The sequence below is a fragment of the Streptococcus sp. 45 genome (genome assembly GCF_900108865.1).
Lineage (GTDB): Bacteria > Bacillota > Bacilli > Lactobacillales > Streptococcaceae > Streptococcus > Streptococcus ruminicola.
This window is the reverse complement of the sequence record NZ_FNXZ01000001.1, coordinates 42,178-61,483: the sequence shown is the minus strand read 5'-3', so window position 1 is coordinate 61,483 and position 19,306 is coordinate 42,178. Positions and strand designations below refer to the sequence as shown.

At 37.1% G+C, this 19,306-nt stretch carries 19 protein-coding genes; 17 read left to right on the top strand and 2 right to left on the bottom strand.

Annotation, left to right across the window (positions count from 1 at the left end; translation table 11 throughout):
• Positions 1–136: 136 nt before the first annotated feature.
• From BMX18_RS00290 to dapA, 4 genes are all read left to right on the top strand, one after another.
• Entirely contained in the window at positions 137–1,807 is a 1,671-nt protein-coding gene (locus BMX18_RS00290; RefSeq protein WP_074867570.1) for a formate--tetrahydrofolate ligase, read from the top strand.
• A 114-nt stretch (positions 1,808–1,921) separates the two neighbouring features.
• On the top strand, positions 1,922–3,511 hold the full coding sequence (gene cls, locus BMX18_RS00285) for a cardiolipin synthase (RefSeq protein ID WP_093814536.1): 1,590 nt from the start codon (positions 1,922–1,924) through the stop codon (positions 3,509–3,511).
• 343 nt (positions 3,512–3,854) lie between these two features.
• On the top strand, positions 3,855–4,931 hold the full coding sequence (locus BMX18_RS00280) for an aspartate-semialdehyde dehydrogenase (protein WP_093814534.1): 1,077 nt from the start codon (positions 3,855–3,857) through the stop codon (positions 4,929–4,931).
• Between the two features lie 87 nt (positions 4,932–5,018).
• The gene (gene dapA / locus BMX18_RS00275; RefSeq protein ID WP_014334769.1) at positions 5,019–5,954 is read left to right on the top strand and encodes a 4-hydroxy-tetrahydrodipicolinate synthase; all 936 of its coding nucleotides are present in this window, start codon (positions 5,019–5,021) and stop codon (positions 5,952–5,954) included.
• A 54-nt stretch (positions 5,955–6,008) separates the two neighbouring features.
• On the opposite strand, the gene BMX18_RS00270 is transcribed toward dapA, so the two are convergent.
• Positions 6,009–7,274 (bottom strand): aminotransferase-like domain-containing protein, encoded by a 1,266-nt coding sequence (locus tag BMX18_RS00270; protein ID WP_093814532.1) that lies wholly within the window; start codon positions 7,272–7,274, stop codon positions 6,009–6,011.
• Positions 7,275–7,412: 138 nt separating this feature from the next.
• Between BMX18_RS00270 and BMX18_RS00265 the strand changes: the two genes are divergently transcribed.
• The 9 genes from BMX18_RS00265 (at position 7,413) to BMX18_RS00225 (ending at position 15,369) form a co-directional block, all read left to right on the top strand.
• On the top strand, positions 7,413–8,273 hold the full coding sequence (locus BMX18_RS00265) for a pyridoxamine kinase (protein ID WP_093814530.1): 861 nt from the start codon (positions 7,413–7,415) through the stop codon (positions 8,271–8,273).
• Positions 8,270–8,827, top strand: coding sequence for an ECF transporter S component (locus BMX18_RS00260; RefSeq protein ID WP_093814528.1), 558 nt, complete (start codon positions 8,270–8,272; stop codon positions 8,825–8,827). The genes BMX18_RS00265 and BMX18_RS00260 overlap by 4 nt, the downstream gene beginning before the upstream one ends.
• Positions 8,828–8,985: 158 nt before the next feature.
• Positions 8,986–10,524: an ABC-F family ATP-binding cassette domain-containing protein gene (locus BMX18_RS00255; RefSeq protein WP_074560162.1), complete on the top strand. Its 1,539-nt coding sequence runs from the start codon at positions 8,986–8,988 to the stop codon at positions 10,522–10,524.
• Positions 10,525–10,617: 93 nt separating this feature from the next.
• Positions 10,618–11,313 carry an ABC transporter ATP-binding protein gene (locus BMX18_RS00250; RefSeq protein WP_074560160.1) on the top strand — a complete coding sequence of 232 codons (696 nt, stop codon included), beginning with the start codon at positions 10,618–10,620 and terminating at the stop codon, positions 11,311–11,313.
• Positions 11,310–12,029 carry a lantibiotic immunity ABC transporter MutE/EpiE family permease subunit gene (locus BMX18_RS00245; protein WP_093814526.1) on the top strand — a complete coding sequence of 240 codons (720 nt, stop codon included), beginning with the start codon at positions 11,310–11,312 and terminating at the stop codon, positions 12,027–12,029. The genes BMX18_RS00250 and BMX18_RS00245 overlap by 4 nt, the downstream gene beginning before the upstream one ends.
• Positions 12,022–12,690, top strand: coding sequence for an ABC-2 family transporter permease (locus tag BMX18_RS00240; RefSeq protein ID WP_093814525.1), 669 nt, complete (start codon positions 12,022–12,024; stop codon positions 12,688–12,690). Before BMX18_RS00245 ends, BMX18_RS00240 begins: the two co-directional genes overlap by 8 nt.
• A gap of 51 nt (positions 12,691–12,741) precedes the next feature.
• Entirely contained in the window at positions 12,742–13,428 is a 687-nt protein-coding gene (locus tag BMX18_RS00235) for a response regulator transcription factor (RefSeq protein WP_093814523.1), read from the top strand.
• A complete protein-coding gene (locus tag BMX18_RS00230; RefSeq protein WP_093814521.1) occupies positions 13,421–14,758 on the top strand; it encodes a sensor histidine kinase in 1,338 nt (445 codons plus the stop codon). Before BMX18_RS00235 ends, BMX18_RS00230 begins: the two co-directional genes overlap by 8 nt.
• A 293-nt stretch (positions 14,759–15,051) precedes the next feature.
• On the top strand, positions 15,052–15,369 hold the full coding sequence (locus BMX18_RS00225; RefSeq protein ID WP_039696897.1) for a hypothetical protein: 318 nt from the start codon (positions 15,052–15,054) through the stop codon (positions 15,367–15,369).
• 218 nt (positions 15,370–15,587) lie between these two features.
• On the opposite strand, the gene BMX18_RS00220 is transcribed toward BMX18_RS00225, so the two are convergent.
• Entirely contained in the window at positions 15,588–15,995 is a 408-nt protein-coding gene (locus BMX18_RS00220; RefSeq protein ID WP_093814519.1) for a DUF4231 domain-containing protein, read from the bottom strand.
• Between the two features lie 188 nt (positions 15,996–16,183).
• Between BMX18_RS00220 and ylqF the strand changes: the two genes are divergently transcribed.
• The 4 genes from ylqF (at position 16,184) to dprA (ending at position 19,269) form a co-directional block, all read left to right on the top strand.
• Positions 16,184–17,038 (top strand): ribosome biogenesis GTPase YlqF, encoded by an 855-nt coding sequence (ylqF, locus tag BMX18_RS00215; protein ID WP_039696900.1) that lies wholly within the window; start codon positions 16,184–16,186, stop codon positions 17,036–17,038.
• Positions 17,025–17,804 (top strand): ribonuclease HII, encoded by a 780-nt coding sequence (locus BMX18_RS00210; protein WP_093814517.1) that lies wholly within the window; start codon positions 17,025–17,027, stop codon positions 17,802–17,804. Before ylqF ends, BMX18_RS00210 begins: the two co-directional genes overlap by 14 nt.
• Positions 17,805–18,356, top strand: a complete 552-nt coding sequence (locus tag BMX18_RS00205; protein ID WP_039696902.1) for a sugar O-acetyltransferase — start codon at positions 17,805–17,807, stop codon at positions 18,354–18,356. It begins immediately after the preceding gene.
• Positions 18,357–18,426: 70 nt separating this feature from the next.
• Positions 18,427–19,269 carry a DNA-processing protein DprA gene (dprA, locus tag BMX18_RS00200; protein WP_093814515.1) on the top strand — a complete coding sequence of 281 codons (843 nt, stop codon included), beginning with the start codon at positions 18,427–18,429 and terminating at the stop codon, positions 19,267–19,269.
• The last annotated feature ends 37 nt before the right edge of the window (positions 19,270–19,306 follow it).

Sequence of the window (19,306 nt, the reverse complement as noted above, 5' to 3'; positions counted from 1 at the left end):
ATAACTATTGATAAAAAAAGTTGTTTAATAACAGCGAAACACGAACAATAATAATTATCTTAATAAATATCGTGCGTTTTTAAAAAAGTGTGTTATAATGTTTTTATCAATCAAAAAATATCAGAGGAGAGTCCCCGTGAAATCAGATATCGAAATTGCACAAAGCGTTGAGCTTAAACCAATCACAGAAGTTGTTGAAAAAGTTGGTATCACATTTGATGATATTGAACTCTATGGTAAATATAAAGCAAAATTATCATTTGATAAAATCAAATCTGTTCAAGAAAATAAACCAGGTAAACTTGTCCTTGTCACAGCCATCAACCCAACACCTGCTGGTGAAGGAAAATCAACAATGTCTATCGGTCTTGCTGATGCGTTGAATAAAATCGGCAAAAAAACAATGCTTGCTCTTCGTGAACCATCACTTGGTCCTGTTATGGGGATTAAAGGTGGTGCCGCAGGTGGTGGTTACGCCCAAGTTCTTCCTATGGAAGATATCAACCTTCACTTCACAGGTGATATGCATGCTATCACAACTGCAAATAATGCCCTTTCAGCAATTATCGATAACCACATGCACCAAGGAAACGAATTAGGTATTGACCAACGTCGTATCATTTGGAAACGCGTTGTCGACCTTAATGACCGCGCTCTTCGTCATGTCACTGTCGGTCTTGGTAGCCCAGTTAATGGTATTCCTCGCGAAGATGGTTTTGATATCACAGTTGCTTCAGAAATTATGGCTATCTTGTGCTTGGCAACAGATATTAAAGACTTAAAAGAACGTTTGGCAAATATCGTTGTTGCTTACCGTTACGACCGTACACCAGTTTACGTGCGTGACCTTAAAGTAGAAGGTGCTTTGACTCTTATCCTTAAAGATGCTATTAAACCAAACCTTGTTCAAACTATCTATGGAACACCAGCCTTCGTTCATGGTGGACCATTTGCCAATATCGCACATGGTTGTAACTCTGTTCTCGCAACAACAACAGCTCTTCACTTAGCTGATTACACAATTACAGAAGCTGGTTTTGGTGCTGACCTTGGTGCTGAAAAATTCCTTGATATTAAAACACCAAATCTTCCAACAACACCAGATGCTGTGGTTATCGTCGCTACAATTCGCGCCCTTAAAATGCATGGTGGCGTAGCTAAGACTGATCTTGGTGAAGAAAATGTTGAAGCTGTTCGTGCTGGATTTGCTAACCTTAAACGTCACGTTGAAAACGTCCGTAAATTTGGTGTGCCAGCAGTTGTTGCTATCAATGAATTTGTAGCTGATACAGAAGCAGAAATCGCTGCCCTTAAAGAACTTTGTGCTGAAATTGATGTACCAGTTGAACTTGCAAGTGTTTGGGCAAATGGTGCTGACGGTGGGGTCGACCTTGCTAAAGCTGTTGTTAATGCTGTTGAAAATGGAAATGCCAACTATAAACGTCTTTACTCTGATGACGACTCACTTGAAGAAAAAGTCACTAAAATCGTTACTGAAATCTACGGTGGTAACAAAGTTATCTTTGGTAAAAAAGCCAAAAACCAATTGAAACAATTTGCTCAATTTGGTTGGGACAAATTGCCAGTATGTATGGCTAAAACTCAATATAGCTTCTCTGACAATCCAACACTTCTTGGAGCACCAGAAGGCTTTGATATCACAATTCGTGAATTTGTTCCAAAAACTGGTGCTGGATTCATCGTTGCTTTGACTGGTGATGTGATGACAATGCCAGGACTTCCTAAAAAACCAGCAGCGCTTAACATGGACGTTGCTGAAGATGGAACAGCTATCGGATTGTTCTAATAAACTTACCACTAAAAGGTCGGCTTTTGCCGGCTTTTTCTATTTTTCCAGAAAAAAGCAGCCAGTAAAGTATGATATAATAGAAGTAAATGAAGAAAAAATGATGTGGAGGTTATGATTATCGACAATAAAAGCACTAATAAAATCAAAGCATTACGCTTATTAGATAAAAGCCGACGCAGTTTTCTTCGAGGAATTTTTAGTCGGACAACTGTCATTTCTATCCTGTTGATCTTGCAACTTTTGTTCATCATTGCATCATTTGCTTGGCTCGATCACTATCGTATTTGGGTCGCTATGATTGAACGTGCTCTTGCCATTGCAACTGTATTATATCTTGTAAACAGTGAAATGGACGCTCTATCACGTGTGACTTGGCTTATTCTGGTAATGATTGCACCTTTGTTAGGGTCACTTTTTCTCATTTATACCAAGCTTGATTGGGGTTATCGCGGTCTCAAACTTCGAATGAACCATTTGGTTGATGCTAGCAGCCAATATTTGCAAGATAATTTGGAAACATTGAGAGTTTTGAAAAGTAATACGTCGACGACCTATCATCTGGTTCAGTATTTTGACCGTAGTCGCGGTGACTTTCCAGCTTATCAAAATACCGAAGTGACTTATTTCCCAAGTGGAGAAGAGTTTTTCGAAGAACTAAAAAAACAATTGCTCAAGGCTGAAGAATACATTTTCATGGAATTTTTCATCATTGCAGAAGGTAAGATGTGGGGTGAAATTCTACGAATTCTAGAGCAAAAAGTTAGGGAAGGAGTGGAAGTTCGTGTCCTCTACGATGGCATGATTGAATTTTCAACCTTATCTTTTGATTACACACAACGCTTAGAGAAAATTGGTATCAAAGCTAAGGCGTTTTCACCGATTTCACCATTTATCTCAACTTATTACAATTACCGTGATCACCGAAAAATCATTGTGATTGATGGTAAAGTAGGTTTCACCGGCGGAGTGAACTTAGCTGACGAGTATATTAACAAAATCAATCGTTTTGGTCATTGGAAAGACACTGCTCTGATGCTTGAGGGTGAGGCAGTTGATAGTTTCTTAGTACTGTTCTTACAAATGTGGTCAATCACCGAAAGACAAATGGTTGTCAAACCTTACCTTGCTAAGCATAATAAAAAACGAAAAGCAAATGGTTATGTTATTCCATATGGTGATTCGCCACTTGATACCGATAAAATTGGTGAGAATGTTTATATTGATATTCTTAACCACGCCAGAGAATACGTCTACATCATGACACCTTATCTCATTCTTGATAGTGAAATGGAGCATGCGCTTTGTTTTGCCGCGGAACGTGGTGTAGATGTGCGAATTATCATGCCTGGAATTCCAGATAAAAAAGTCCCATACATGCTGGCAAAAACTTACTTTAGCAAACTTATGCGCTCAGGGGTTAAAATCTATCTCTACACACCAGGATTTGTCCACGCTAAAGTCTTTATCAGCGACGACAGTAAAGCAGTAGTAGGAACAATTAATCTAGATTATCGTAGTTTGTATCATCATTTTGAATGTGCGACATACATGTACAAAGTGGATGCCATTCGTGATATTTACGATGACTGCATTCAAACCATGCGAAAAAGTAAACGCGTCACTCAAGAGACGCTTGATAGTCGACCAACCCATGAAAAACTCATTGGATTACTGGTCAAAACCATCGCACCCTTGATGTAGAAACAAAGTATTTGCAAATCTTACCTTCTATGGTATACTAGGAACATGCGATGAGCCGAATTAACTCGATTTGAGAGTTTATTTGCGCAGGAGGAGGTCATTCTAGTTCGACTAGAAACGCAGGAGCGGACTTTGGCAATCTGTGTGAACCTTTTTGCCACATTCATTTTTGAATGCCTCATATCCCTACCAATTTTGGTGGGGATTTTTTTGTTGTCAAAATATTTTTAAAATTAAATAAAATTCAGACTTTTCTTTTGAGTTAAAAAATTGTATAATGTAGCTACTATAAATTTTTAGAAAATTGAGAATAGTATACTATTTTCCAGGAAGAGGTATTGAAATGGGCTATACAGTCGCTGTCGTTGGTGCCACAGGTGCCGTTGGAACTCGCATGATTCAACAATTAGAACAATCAACACTCCCTATTGACAAAGTACGTCTTTTGTCATCTTCACGTTCTGCTGGGAAAGTTTTGAAGTATAAGGGACAAGATGTTACTGTTGAATTAACAACTGAAGATTCATTTGAAGGCGTTGATATTGCTCTTTTCTCTGCAGGTGGTTCTGTTTCTGCAAAATTCGCTCCATACGCTGTTAAAGCAGGAGCCGTTGTTGTCGATAACACATCTTATTTCCGTCAAAATCCAGATGTGCCACTTGTCGTACCTGAAGTCAATGCTCACGCTTTAGACGCACATAATGGTATTATCGCTTGTCCAAACTGTTCAACTATCCAAATGATGGTTGCTTTGGAACCCGTTCGTCAAAAATGGGGTTTGAGCCGTATCATCGTCTCTACTTACCAAGCCGTTTCTGGTGCTGGTCAATCAGCTATCAATGAAACACTTCGTGAAATCAAAGAAGTTGTTAATGATGGTGTTGAACCAAAAGACGTTCACGCTGACATCTTGCCATGTGGTGGTGATAAAAAACACTACCCAATCGCATTTAACGCTCTTGCACAAATCGATGTCTTCACCGATAATGACTACACTTACGAAGAAATGAAAATGACAAACGAAACTAAGAAAATCATGGAAGAACCAGATCTTCCTGTTTCAGCAACATGTGTTCGTGTGCCAGTTCTTTTCTCACACTCAGAATCAGTTTACATCGAAACAAAAGAAGTAGCTCCAATCGAAGAAGTGAAAGCAGCTATCGCAGCTTTCCCAGGTGCTGTCCTTGAAGATGATGTTGCTAACCAAGTTTACCCACAAGCAGCTAACGCTGTGGGCAAACGCGAAACATTTGTTGGACGTATCCGTAAAGACCTTGATGTTGAAAATGGTATTCACATGTGGGTTGTTTCTGATAACCTTCTTAAAGGTGCTGCATGGAACTCTGTTCAAATCGCTGAAACACTTCACGAACGCGGTCTTGTCCACCCAACTAAAGAGCTTAAATTCGAACTAAAATAACAACTCAAACCAGTTTCTTTTAGAAGCTGGTCTTTGAGCATTTTTAATCAAACAGGTATAAATTCTTAGACAAAGAGGGAGAGTATTATGTCTATTGAAGATTTAAGAGATGTTAAAATCATCACCGCGATGATTACCCCATTTAACGAAGACGGTTCAATTAACTTTGACGCACTACCAAAATTAATTGAACATTTGCTTGCACATCACACAGATGCTCTTTTGCTTGCTGGAACAACTGCTGAAAGTCCAACTTTGACACACGATGAAGAATTGGAACTTTTTGCTGCAGTGCAAAAGATTGTTAAAGGTCGTGTGCCATTAATTGCTGGTGTTGGTACCAATGATACCCGCGATTCTATCGAATTTGCGCGTGAAGTTGCTGCATTTGGTGGTTTCGCTGCTGGTCTTGCCATCGTTCCATACTACAACAAACCATCACAAGAAGGCATGTATCAACACTTTAAAGCTATTGCTGATGCTAGTGACCTTCCAATCATTATTTATAACATACCTGGACGTGTTGTTGTTGAAATGACGCCAGAAACAATGTTACGTTTGGCAGAGCACCCAAATATCATCGGTGTTAAAGAATGTACGAGTCTTGCTAACATGGCTTATCTTATCGAACACAAACCAGATAATTTCTTGATTTATACTGGTGAAGATGGTGATGCTTTCCACGCTATGAATTTAGGTGCTGATGGGGTAATTTCTGTTGCTTCTCATGTTAACGGTGATGAAATGCACGAAATGCTAACAGCTATCGAAAACAGCGATATCAAGAAAGCTGCAGCTATCCAACGTCAATTCATTCCAAAAGTTAATGCTTTATTCTCATATCCAAGTCCAGCACCAGTTAAAGCTGTGCTTAATTATCTTGGATTTGAAACTGGACCATTACGTTTGCCTTTGGTTTGCTGTCCACCAGAAGATGCTAAACGTATCATCGATGTTGTTATCGATGGAGATGTGGAAGCAACAAAAGAAACCGTCAAAGGTGTTTTGCGTCCTGATTATTAATTTTCCTATTAACGATATAAAAAGCCAGAGATTCTGTTTCTCTGGCTTTTTATTTTATCGCTCACTTATCATTCTTAAAATGCTGAAAATATCCTGATTATTTGAAAGCTTAATGAATCGTTTTTCTGTCAAAGAAAGGTAGTTATCCTCCAAATAGTTGATTTTATCAGTGAATTTTAGGTCACCTAAGTGTTGGTCCTTAGGAAGTTCAAGTACCAATCCTTGAAGAGAGCTACTGAAATGCTGAATCCTTGGAAAGTCAGCAAGAACGATATCAATTTTCTGCCTTTGTTTTTGAAAAACTTGCTTGAGGTAATTCAGATTTTTTTCAAACAAACCACTATCCAGATAAAGCGATAGCGCTTTTTGCATGATAAGGTTGGTATCATAGTCAATCATTTTCTTATGGTCAAGAAAAGCTTTTGTTAAAGCTGGTGGCAAGATAATGGTCCCCAAACGCAAAGCAGGAAAAATGGTCATTGAAAAGGACTTAAGGTAAATAACGTGACCAGAAGTGTCGTAATAATGGAGAGGTAAATCCGTTGATTTCGCAAAATCTCCCATGTAATCATCCTCGATGATGTAGACATCGTAGCGTTCAGCCAATTCAACAATCCTTTGCTTTTCACTGGTCGAATACGATAAACCAAGGGGATTTGAAAAGCGTGAAATAGTGTAGAAAAACTTGATATCACCAGTCTTAAACAATTCTTCTAGCCTTGCTAAATCAATCCCTTCAAAATCACGTTCAATGGTCTGATAAGGCAGTTTTAGAGAAGTAACCAAATCATTCATTCGATGATAAGTTGGCTGTTCCAAAAGAATCGTCTTCTTGTGATTTGGAAAAGGCAACTGCGAAAGGATGTAAAGCGCTTGTTGGGTCCCTGAAGTAACTAAAATGTCCTCTTTTTTGGCGTAAATGGCACTCTTTTCAAGATAATCTTGCAAGGAATCGATTAATTCTTGTAATCCTTCTTGCTGATAATAGTAGTTAAAGAGATAATTCTCACGATTCACAAGGGTTTCTGTTAGACACGTTGTAAAGTCTTCATAAGCCATGTTGTTGTAGTCAGATAAACTGAGATTCAGCGGTGTTTCCTTTTGGCTTTTTCCTTCAAGGACATAATAACCACTTTTTTCAACAGCATAAATGTAGTTTTTAAACTTTAATTCCAGCAAAGCCCGTTGAACAGTGTCTTTACTGCAGTGGAATTTTTGGCTTAGACGGCGAATGGAAGGAATGCGCTCACCTTTTTGTAATTTACCATTTTCGATTTGGTCGATGATAGTTGTTATGATTTCTTGGTATTTACTAGTCATAATCTGTCCCCATACAGTTTCTTATGATACCTATTGTATAATAAATTGAATTTTCTTACAATATTTCTAAACTCTTAATTTAAAACCTTTTCAAGTTATTGAATGTGGTTTTGAGGTGAGATTAGAAAGTCATTTATTATGAATCAAATTACACGTTCTGTGATTGTTGCCAACGATGTTGTTGGGGTTGGAAAAGTGGCGCTATCCAGTGCTTTGCCCGTTTTATCAACTTGTCAAATCGAAGTTATTCCTATGCCGACAGTTTTGCTATCATCTCATACGGGGGGATTTGATAAGATTGCTATTACAGATTTAACTCAAGCAACACAGGGATTTATCAACCAGTGGGAGACACTTGATTTTCCATGTCATGGTTTGATTACAGGGTATTTTAAAAATCAAACACAGTTAAAAGAATTAGCTAAATTTGCCAGCAAGCATAAGCTGTCACGCTTTGTTGATCCTATTATGGCTGACAAGGGGCATTTATATGCGGGTTATGATCAAGATTTTGTGCTAGCTATGCGAGAATTTTGTAAAAATGCCGATGTGATCACGCCAAATTTAACCGAAGCTTGTCTTTTAGCTGATTGTCCTTATCTTGGCGAGACTTATACAAAAACTGATATCGAGCAACTCTGCGAGCGTTTATCTCATCTTCATAATAAACACATCATCTTAACTGGAGTTTCTTTTGAAGCTGATGATGTTGGATTAGCGCATTATGATAGTGAGAGTGGAGAAATTACTTATCATTTTTCGAAAGCCTATCCATATCATTTCTTTGGAACAGGGGATTTAGTAACGGCAGTTCTTGGGGCTGGTTATTTTCACGGCTTAAGTCTAGATGATGTTGCCAAAGTTGCTCTAAACTTTATCGATAAGACCTTACAAAGGACTTTGTCATTAAAGCGAGATTTGCGTTTTGGCTTGTCATATGAACCTTATTTGCCAGACTTAGCTTTACAAATCAAACAATTAATGGAGGAAAAAGTATGAAAAATCTTACCACACGTCAACTGGTTGAACTTAGTTTTTATTCAGCATTAATCTTTATCAGTGTTCAGTTTTTACGTATTCCACTGGGTGCTCAATTTGTTCATTTTGGTAATGCCTTGGTTGTAATAGCGGTTCTACTATTTGGTTCAAGAATTGCAGCACTTGTTGCATCTATCGGGCTAGGCTTGTTCGATGTGCTTAATGGCTATGCTGCGGAAGTATGGATTACGATTTTAGAATCATTAATTGTTTGTTTAGTTCTTCATTTTGTTTTTGAAAAACTTTTGCATTCTGATACTAAAACACGCAATGTGATCATTGTTGGGATCGTAGCTGCTATTACAAAAATCATTAGTAACCTTGTTAAATATACTTTGATTAATAGTCTTGTGGGTGGGCTTCATTTGCAAGTAGCCTTTTTGACAGCTTTGGTTAAAATCGGTGGGACATTTGGTTCAGCGCTTGTCACAATTATTTCTGTGCCAATTTTATACCCAATCTTAAAACAATTCTTCATTCCAGAAAAAAGCCATGCTAAAGCTATCTCTGATTAAATCACAAAAGCCTTTTAAAAAGGCTTTTTAGTTTACGTTTTCAACAGCTAAAGTCATTGCTTTAGCGCTTAAAGTCATGCTATAATTGAAAAGATTATTATAAATAAGCTGTTTGCGCAGCTATTTTCAAAAAGAAAATAAACGAAAGAATATAAGAGATGAGTATTTTAGAAGTTAAACATTTAAGCCATGGCTTTGGTGAGCGTACGATTTTTGAGGATGTGTCTTTCCGTCTATTGAAAGGAGAGCATATTGGTCTTGTCGGAGCAAACGGTGAAGGAAAATCAACTTTCATGAGTATCGTAACTGGACATTTACAACCTGATGAAGGAAAAGTTGAGTGGTCAAAATACGTCACTGCAGGTTACTTGGACCAACATACTGTACTTGAAGCAGGGATGACAGTACGTGATGTCTTACGTACAGCTTTTGATGAGCTTTTCAAAACAGAAGCACGTATCAATGACATTTACATGTCTATGGCTGATGAAGGCGCAGATATGGATGCTCTGATGGAAGAAGTAGGAGAGTTGCAAGATCGTCTAGAATCACGCGATTTTTACACTTTGGACGCCAAAATTGATGAAGTTGCACGCGCTCTTGGTGTTATGGATTTTGGCATGGAGTCTGACGTCACAGAACTATCTGGTGGTCAACGTACCAAAGTGCTTTTAGCAAAACTTTTGCTTGAAAAACCTGATATTTTGCTTCTTGACGAACCAACAAACTACCTTGATGCTGAACACATTGAATGGTTGAAACGTTACCTTCAAAACTATGAAAATGCCTTCGTTTTGATTTCACACGATATTCCATTCTTAAATGACGTGATTAATATTGTTTATCACGTGGAAAATCACGATTTGGTTCGTTACACTGGTGACTATGATAACTTCCAAGCCGTTTATGCTATGAAAAAAGCACAGCTTGAAGCTGCTTACGAACGTCAACAAAAAGAAATTGCTGACTTGCAAGACTTTGTTAATCGTAACAAAGCGCGTGTTGCCACACGTAATATGGCTATGTCACGCCAGAAAAAATTGGACAAGATGGACCGCATTGAGTTGCAAGCTGAAAAACCAAAACCATCCTTTGAATTCAAAGAATCACGTACACCAAGTCGCTTTATCTTCCAAACACAAGACTTGGAAATTGGTTACGATCGTCCATTGACAAAACCACTTAACCTAACTTTTGAACGTAATCAGAAAGTTGCCATCATTGGTGCCAACGGTATTGGTAAAACAACACTTCTTAAGAGCTTACTAGGAATCATTCCGCCAATTTCAGGAAGTGTTGAACGTGGTGATTACATTGAACTTGGCTACTTTGAACAAGAAGTCGCTGCTGGTAATCGTCAAACACCGCTTGAAGCTGTCTGGGATGCCTTTCCTGCATTGAACCAAGCAGAAGTCCGTGCCGCTCTTGCTCGTTGCGGTCTGACATCAAAACATATCGAAAGTCAAATTCAAGTGCTTTCTGGTGGGGAACAAGCTAAAGTGCGTTTTTGTCTGCTTATGAACCGCGAAAACAATGTGCTAGTCCTTGACGAACCAACCAACCACTTGGACGTTGATGCTAAAGAAGAATTGAAACGTGCTCTTAAAGCCTACAAGGGTAGCGTCCTAATGGTCTGCCACGAACCTGATTTCTATGAAGGTTGGACAGAAGTTTGGGACTTCAACGAATTAATGTAATAAATGAGCTTGAGAAATTTCTCAAGCTTTTTTCTTTTTCTGAACTAATTCTGAAAAAACTAATGTATCCTTGATAAAAAAGGAGGTTAGCTTATGCAAATTCAAGTCAAACATATCAAAAAGATCTTCAAGGATAAGGAAGTTTTAAAGGATATTTCATTTACCATCAAATCAGGTTCGATTTGTGGACTTTTGGGAGTCAATGGGGCTGGGAAATCCACATTAATGAAAATTCTCTATGGTTTAGAAAGTCAGAGCGCTGGTGAAATCTTATTTGATGGAAAAACGAGTAAAGAGATAAAAGACGATAAAAAATTCGGTGCTTTAATTGAGTCTCCAGCTATTTACATGAATTTATCAGCTTTTGATAATTTAAAAACTAAAGCACTGCTTTATGATATTCCAGACGAAACCATACGAAAAACCTTGAGTTTAATTGGTTTAGCAAATACTGGTCGTAAAAAAGCTGGCAAATTTTCTTTAGGAATGAAGCAACGTTTAGGACTTGGCATGGCAATTATTACCAATCCAGAATTTCTGATTTTAGACGAGCCGACTAATGGCTTAGATCCAGATGGCATCAAAGAACTTTTAGATTTAATCAACTCTCTCAAACAAAAAGGAATGACGATTCTCATCTCAAGTCACCAATTACATGAAGTCAATAAGATTGCTGATGATATTGTTATCCTGCATCAAGGAAAAATTCATTACAATCAGCCCAATCAAGATAAACAAGATTTAGAAAAGCTCTTCTTTTCTATTGTCCATGGAGGTTATGAAAAATGATAAAAATACTTCAATCAGAATGCCTAAAACAAAAACATGGTGCTTACTTTAAATTATGTTTATTCTTGCCATTTATCTCTCTGTTTATCGCTTTTTTGCTTTGCGGACCAACGATTCTAGAGAGTTTTTCAATTTATTGGTGGGAAGCATTGTTTTTATTTACTTTGGCAGGATTGTTATTTGTTTATGACTATAAAGCTGAAGAAGGAGCTGGACATTTTCAAAACACACTTCAAGGTAAATTAACTGGAAAAATTAAAATCGCAAAAGTCATGACAGCATTAAAGAACCTATTTTTAGCAAGTTGTGTTCTGTCACTTTTTCTTTATCTTGTCTCATTTGTTTTTTGCGGTGTGATGACTGTCCACTTTTTTCGTGACGCTTGGGTACTATTATTGATGCTTATTGCTTCTGCATGGAATGTGCCTCTCTTATTTTACCTTTCAAAATGGATTAATTGTTATTTGGTCTTAGTTCTAAATTCGTTTTTATGCTTGCTCGTTGCGCCATTTTTAGCACAAACGTCTTTTTGGTATTTATTTCCCTACACATATCATTATAAAATCGCCCAAGCACTCCTCCACTTAAAACCTTCTGGGGAAGTAGAAGTACTAAATCACCCTCATCCTGTAGGACTATGCATTGTAGCAATCAGTTTATCCGTCCTTTTATTTCTTATCTTCATCAAAGTACTAAAGGAGCAAAAACGTGGTTAAGATTTTAAAAAGCGAGTTCTTAAAATTAAAAAATTCGGCTATTTTATACCTGATGATTGGTTTATTTGCGTTAGAATGGTTAACCATACCGGTTTATTTATCAACTCATCAAACCTCCTACGCCCTGGAGGCGATGACCTTTTTGCCCATGCTAGCTTATTGTTTAATGCAGGCTATTGTCTCATTGCTAACAATAGAGCAAGAAGGACATGCCAATCACTATCAAAATATCAACAGTAGTCACAATAGAGCTAGAATCTGGTTACTTAAGTTGTTGGCGCGTGATCTTATTGTTATTCTGCCTTGTCTTATTTTATGGGGAAGTATCGGATATGTGATAAAAGATGGCTCTTTTGCCTTTTACTCAGGAAGCTTGACTTGGCTTTTACTTGTCTTTCTCAATCATTTTCATCACTTGCTTAGCCTATGGGTAGGAAAAGGACTTAATCTCATTATCTCATTCGTGGAGTGTCTTTTTATCATTTTTGCTTCAAATCATGCTTTTGTGAGCAATTTCTGGATTCCTATCATTTTGCCAGTTAATGCTATCTTAATACCTGAAAACAAGCTAATGTTTAAGACCATTTTCATCTTGTTAGCTTGGATACTGATGTTAGATGTTATAGCCGTTTTAACACTTAAACGCAATAAAAATGAGTGAAATCATGTTTCTTATAGTAAAATAGAAACAAATACAATTGAGGTGACAAAAGTGTACAAAATTTTAGTTGTGGACGACGATTTTGAGATTTTAAAACTAATGACTAATATTTTTGAAATGCAAAATTACGCTGTAACAACTTATCAAGGGGTAAACTCTCCTATTGATATCAATGATTTTATGGGATTTGACTTAATTTTACTCGATGTTATGATGCCAAATGTGGATGGTATGGCTCTTTGCCAAGAAATTCGCCATCGTATTGCAACACCAATTATCTTTGTTAGTGCTAAAGATAGCGAAGAAGATATCATTTCTGGTCTCAAACTCGGAGGTGATGACTACATCACCAAACCATTTAGTATTAAACAACTAGTCGCAAAAGTAGAAGCACATTTAAAAAGGGAAGAACGCTCTAAGCAGGCAAAAAAAGACTTTCAAGAATTTAAACGTGAATTTTCTACAATGACATTTTACTTGCAGGAAAAAAGCATTTACATTAATGGTGAACGCGTTCCTCTAACCAGTCGTGAATACCATATTCTAGAGCTCTTGTCTAGCCAGCCTAAAAAAGTTTTTACACGTGAAAATATCTACGAAAGCGTATATAACGATGATTCGGATACTCTTTTTAGATCTATTTCAGAATATGTTTATCAAATTCGTCAAAAATTTTCTCTCTATGACATTAATCCTATAAAAACAGTTCGAGGAGTGGGATATCAGTGGCATGATTAAAGCAAAAAAGATTAAAACATTAAAACAACGCATTTTTCAAACCGTCATTGAAGTGATTGTCGGAATCGTCCTTGTTATCTGTTTGATTTTAACCTTAACAAGTGTCCTTGCCTATACGAAACAAATCACTCTCAGCAATCAGCTAAATATTAGTCTTTCAGATAAGGTCTCTAAGGATAAGATTGTCAAGGAAATGACGAAAACACCTTATGACTACGTTTTGTATGATCAAACCGGAAAGGTCATTAAGCAAACAAACGTTCCTGAGGATTTGATGTATTACCAAAAAGCTTTTAAAGAGAGAAAAAACTTAAACGAAAATGGGGTTACCTATTACCTTGCCCAAAATTCGCACTACGTTTTAGTTGTCCGACAATCTAGCATACCAGAGTTTTCAAATCATGCGCTTCGCTCAATTTCGTACAATACGCTGACTTACATCATCTTTATCATCGGCTTTTTGCTGGTCCTTATTTTTGCAATCACAAGACTGCTCAAAGAATTCACTTCAAATTTTTATGCTATCCAAAAATCAACTCAAAATATGGGAACTAAGTCTCACTCAGATTTCCTAGAGCATTCTAGAATTGCGGAATTTGATGACACCTTAACTGTTTTAGCACAAAAAAGTGATGAATTAGCTGAACTGATTGAAAGAGAAAGAAGCGAAAAGAAAGATTTATCTTTTCAAATCGCTGCCTTAGCTCACGATGTCAAAACTCCGTTAACGGTCATTAAGGGAAATATCGAACTGCTTGAAATGACACCACTTAACGAACAACAAACGAGTTTTCTAACATCAATCAATAATAGCCTTTTAGTATTTGAAAACTATTTCAATGCAATGCTTAACTATAGTCGTCAATTAAGCGATAACGACCATAAAGAAAAGCTATTCTTAAAGCCTTTTTTAGCTGATTTATCGGTAAAAATTGAAGATATTCTAAAACCAAATGCAATTGATTTCAAGATGAGAAATACCTGTGCTACCGATTCTTTTTTAGCAAATAGCTTAAATCTTAAACGTGCACTGATTAATATCCTAGTAAACGCTACTCAACATGCCCCAAAAGGAAAAATTCGCCTTAGCATTTCAGAAGATGATAGTCATCTCATATTCTCCATTTGGAATGATGGTCAACCATTTTCAGATGAAGCTCTTAAAAATGCCGCAAAATTTTTCTTCACTGAACATAATAGCAGAAGCGGAAAACACTATGGTATTGGACTATCTTTTGCGAAAGGCGTAGCTGAAAAACATCATGGAGGTTTAAGAATTTCAAATCCTAGTATAGGTGGAGCAGAAGTCATTCTTTCCATTAAAAAATAACCGTTCACGACGAAAAAACGACTGTTTACGACATGGTCGTTTTTTTAGTGATTAATCTGGTAAAATAGAGGATAGAAGTATTACTTTGGGGTAAATTAGATGCAACAATTGATAACAATAGTTAGTTATTTAAGTTTTTTAAGCATTTGTCTAGCTATCACGCGATTAATGAAGTGGCCTAGAAAACTTAAATCTAATATTCAAAAGTCTCTAAGTATCATCGTCCTAGTGAAACTGATAGTTACTGTAATCTTTTAGCAAATCATAAAAAGGGAAATAAAAAAGGAGAAAAAATGAAAGCTACTTATAAGGGAAAAGTTGCAGATGTTTGGCAAGTCAGCAAAGATAATCGAAATAGTCCTGACTGGGTAAAAGAAGCTTTTGCAAAAAGATATTTTTGCTGGTTAGATAACCACCTTCGTGTTTTAACGGCTGGTTTAAAGCCATCGACAGTTAAAAACCTTAAAACAGGAGCGATTGGAAGCCTAGGTGGCGGATTTGCTGGCTACGGTATGTATGAATTGGCATACTTGGGCGATTATATCGATATTACCAATCGCCGTATTATTGCTCAAAAAACATTTGAAAAGGAATATCAGATTATTGATTAAAAGAGTCAATTCGTTTATAAGAAATCACCCTAAAACGACAGCAAAATTATGGCTAGGATACTGTGCTTTTTATTTAATCATGAGTTACGTTATGCTTGGTCAAAGTCACAAATGGTTTTATGTTTTATATTACCTAACGCTTACTAGTATTCCAATACTAATTTCACTACAAAAGAAAAAATAGACCCCATGTTTCTAAAAACACGGGGTTCTTTTAATTAATTGCGATACTTAATAATCACTTCACAGCGTTCAACCAAGAGTGAAAAACGTTCATCATCTGATTTTTCCTGATAGATGCCAGCTTTAGTCTCAAAGGCAAATTTTTCTGAAGCGAGCGTTTTTGAAGTTTCTTGATAAAGTTGCCATTTATCTTTATGACTTGAAAGTGCAATGAGAGCTTCGAGAACGAGAACTAAAGAAGCAATAATCACTGCCAACAATTTAAAGCAAGGAATTGGTAAAGTAGCTAAAATCGGGATTAAAGCTAAAGTAATGATTTGAATGACTTTAAACACGATAAACCAAGCACGATGAAAACGAGCTTTCTTATCATAGCTTTTAATCGCTTGCTCTAAACGCTCTGAAAGATACGTTTTACTTGTCATTCCTTTGTAATCGTCCATTTGAATCTCCTTGATTGAAAGCTTTTTCCTATGTGATTTTATTGTATCGTCTTGCTAAGAGATAGTCAAGAATTGACTTTATGGTATAATAGAACGTGGTTTAAGATTTTAAAAATCTTAATAAAACAAGATAAATAGAGTATCAAACACAAGCAAATAAAGCTTACTATGAAAGGATAAATATCTTAATGGCTACTATTCAATGGTTCCCAGGTCACATGTCTAAAGCTCGTAGACAAGTGCAAGAAAATATTAAACACGTAGATTTCGTGACTATTTTGGTCGATGCGCGTTTGCCACTATCAAGTCAAAATCCAATGCTAACTAAAATCGTTGGTGATAAACCAAAACTTATGATTTTAAATAAAGCTGATTTGGCTGATAGCAATCGTACAAAAGAATGGCGTCGTTATTTTGAAAGCCAAGGAATTAAAACTCTTGCTGTCAACTCAAAAGAACAAGCAACTGTAAAATTAGTTACAGAAGCAGCTAAATCTTTAATGGCTGACAAATTAGCTAAATTGCGTGAACGTGGTATTCAAAAAGAAACTCTTCGTACGATGATTATCGGTATTCCAAATGCAGGTAAATCAACTCTTATGAACCGCTTAGCTGGTAAGAAAATCGCCGTTGTCGGAAATAAACCTGGTGTCACAAAAGGACAACAGTGGCTTAAATCTAATAAAGATTTGGAAATTCTTGACACCCCAGGGATTCTTTGGCCAAAATTCGAAGACGAAGTGGTTGGTCTAAAACTTGCTCTTACTGGAGCCATCAAAGACCAACTCTTACCAATGGACGAAGTAACTATCTTTGGACTTAATTTCTTCAAAGAACATTACCCAGAACGTTTGATTGAACGTTATAAAGGCATTGACTTGGAAGAAGAAGCACCAGAAATTATCATGGCTATGACACAAAAACTTGGTTTTCGTGATGACTATGATCGTTTCTACGCTCTTTTTGTCAAAGATGTTCGCGAAGGTAAACTCGGGCGCTACACATTAGACATTGTAGGAGATGTTGAAAATGGCGACCGTTAAAGAAATCAAAGAAGCCTTAGCTGAGATTGATAGTCTTGACGATGCGCGCTGGAAAGTCTATGAAGAAGATAGCAGAGCAGGTGTTCAGAAGGCTATCATTCAGCGTAAAAAGGCTATTCAAGCTGATATCGATGAAAATTTACGTCTTGAAAAAATGCTGCGCTACGAAAAAGAACTTTATCAAGCTGGTTATGAAGCTATCGGAGGCATTGATGAAGTAGGACGTGGGCCATTAGCGGGTCCTGTCGTAACTGCCTGCGTTATTCTGCCTAAGAATTGTAAAATCAAGCATCTTAATGATTCCAAGAAAATTCCTAAAAAACATCACGAAGAAATTTATGAAGAAGTTCTTGCGCGTGCTTTAGGAATTGGTATTGGTGTGATTGATAATACTGTTATCGATGATATCAACATTTATGAAGCGACAAAAGTTGGTATGCTCCAAGCAATTGACGAGATCAAGGGACAAGTGACTAAACCTGATTATCTTTTGATTGATGCCATGCACTTAGACACTGACATTCCACAGCAATCACTTATCAAAGGAGATGCTAATTCTTTATCAATTGCGGCAGCCTCTATCGTTGCCAAAGTCACTCGTGACCGCATGATGGCGGATTACGCCAAAGAGTATCCTGGCTATGCATTTGAAAAAAATGTCGGTTACGGTACTAAAGACCATCTTGCAGGCCTTAAAGAACACGGTATTACACCAATTCACCGTAAAACATTTGAACCAATTAAATCTATGTTGAAGGAGAACTAAATGACAAGCGAAAAAGAAAAAATGCTAGCTGGTCAGCTATATGATGCTGGTGACAGTGAGCTACTTGCCATGCGATTACATGCCCGTAAACAAATCACACTCTTTAATAATGAAGAAGACCGTCAGAAACGTAAAGAAATTATCAAATCATTATTTGGTTCCACAGGCGATAACTTGCTAATGGAGCAGCGTTTTGTCTGCGATTACGGGTCAAATATCTACGTTGGTGAGAACTTTTTCGCTAATTATAACTGTACCATGTTAGATGTCTGCGAGATTCACATTGGAGACAACGCTATGATTGGTCCGAATTGTCAGTTTTTAACTCCTCTTCACCCACTAGATGCAAAAGAACGTATTTCTGGTTTGGAATACGGAGCGCCAATAACTATTGGTGATAATGTATGGCTTGGTGGTGGGGTAACCATTCTACCAGGTGTCACTTTAGGTGATAATGTCGTCGTTGGTGCTGGCGCTGTTGTAACCAAATCATTTGGAGATAATGTGGTTATCGCCGGAAATCCAGCTAAAATCATCAAAATATTAGATTAACTCAAAAAAATCTCACAAAGTCCTATGGTTATAGGACTTTTTTTCGAATAGAAAAGTAGTGAGGTGACTAATGAATAATTTTGAACTATTTAAATTAAAACAAGCAGGACTAACAAATCTCAATATTCTAACCATTTTAGATTATCAAAAGCGAGAGAATAAATCTCTTTCCTTGCGCGATATGGCAGTTGTGTCCAAATGTAAGAATCCTATTTTATTTATAGAAAAATACAAAGATTTGGATAGTAAAACTTTGCGAAAAGTCTTTAACCAATACCCTAGTATTTCAATACTAGATGACGACTATCCGCTGGAATTAAAACACTCTTATAATCCGCCTGTTTTGCTTTTTTATCAAGGCAATATTGAGCTACTCAATCGTCCAAAAATGGCAGTAGTAGGAGCACGCACAGCCACACAGACAGGAACCAAGTCCGTTCAAAAAATTATCAAAGAACTTGGAAATCAATTCGTCATTGTCAGTGGCTTAGCTAGAGGAATCGATACCAGCGCACATATTTCAGCCCTAAAAAATGGCGGAGCGACAATAGCAGTTATTGGTTGTGGTCTTGACGTCTATTACCCCAAAGAAAACAAGCAGTTGCAGGACTACCTTGGAAAAAATCATTTGATTTTAAGTGAGTACACAGCAGTAGAAGCGCCACTAAAATACCATTTTCCAGAACGCAATCGCATTATCGCAGGGTTATCCCAAGGCGTCATTGTAGCAGAAGCTAAATTGCGATCTGGCAGCTTAATTACTTGTGAGCGAGCCCTAGAAGAAGGACGAGACGTTTTTGCCATTCCAGGTAATATTTTAGACGGAAAATCTGACGGATGTCATCATTTGATCAAAGAAGGCGCAAAGTGCATCACATCAGGCTTAGACGTCCTTTCAGAGTACCAATTGTAAACAAGTTTTTTCTATTAAATACAACTTTTTTATTGAC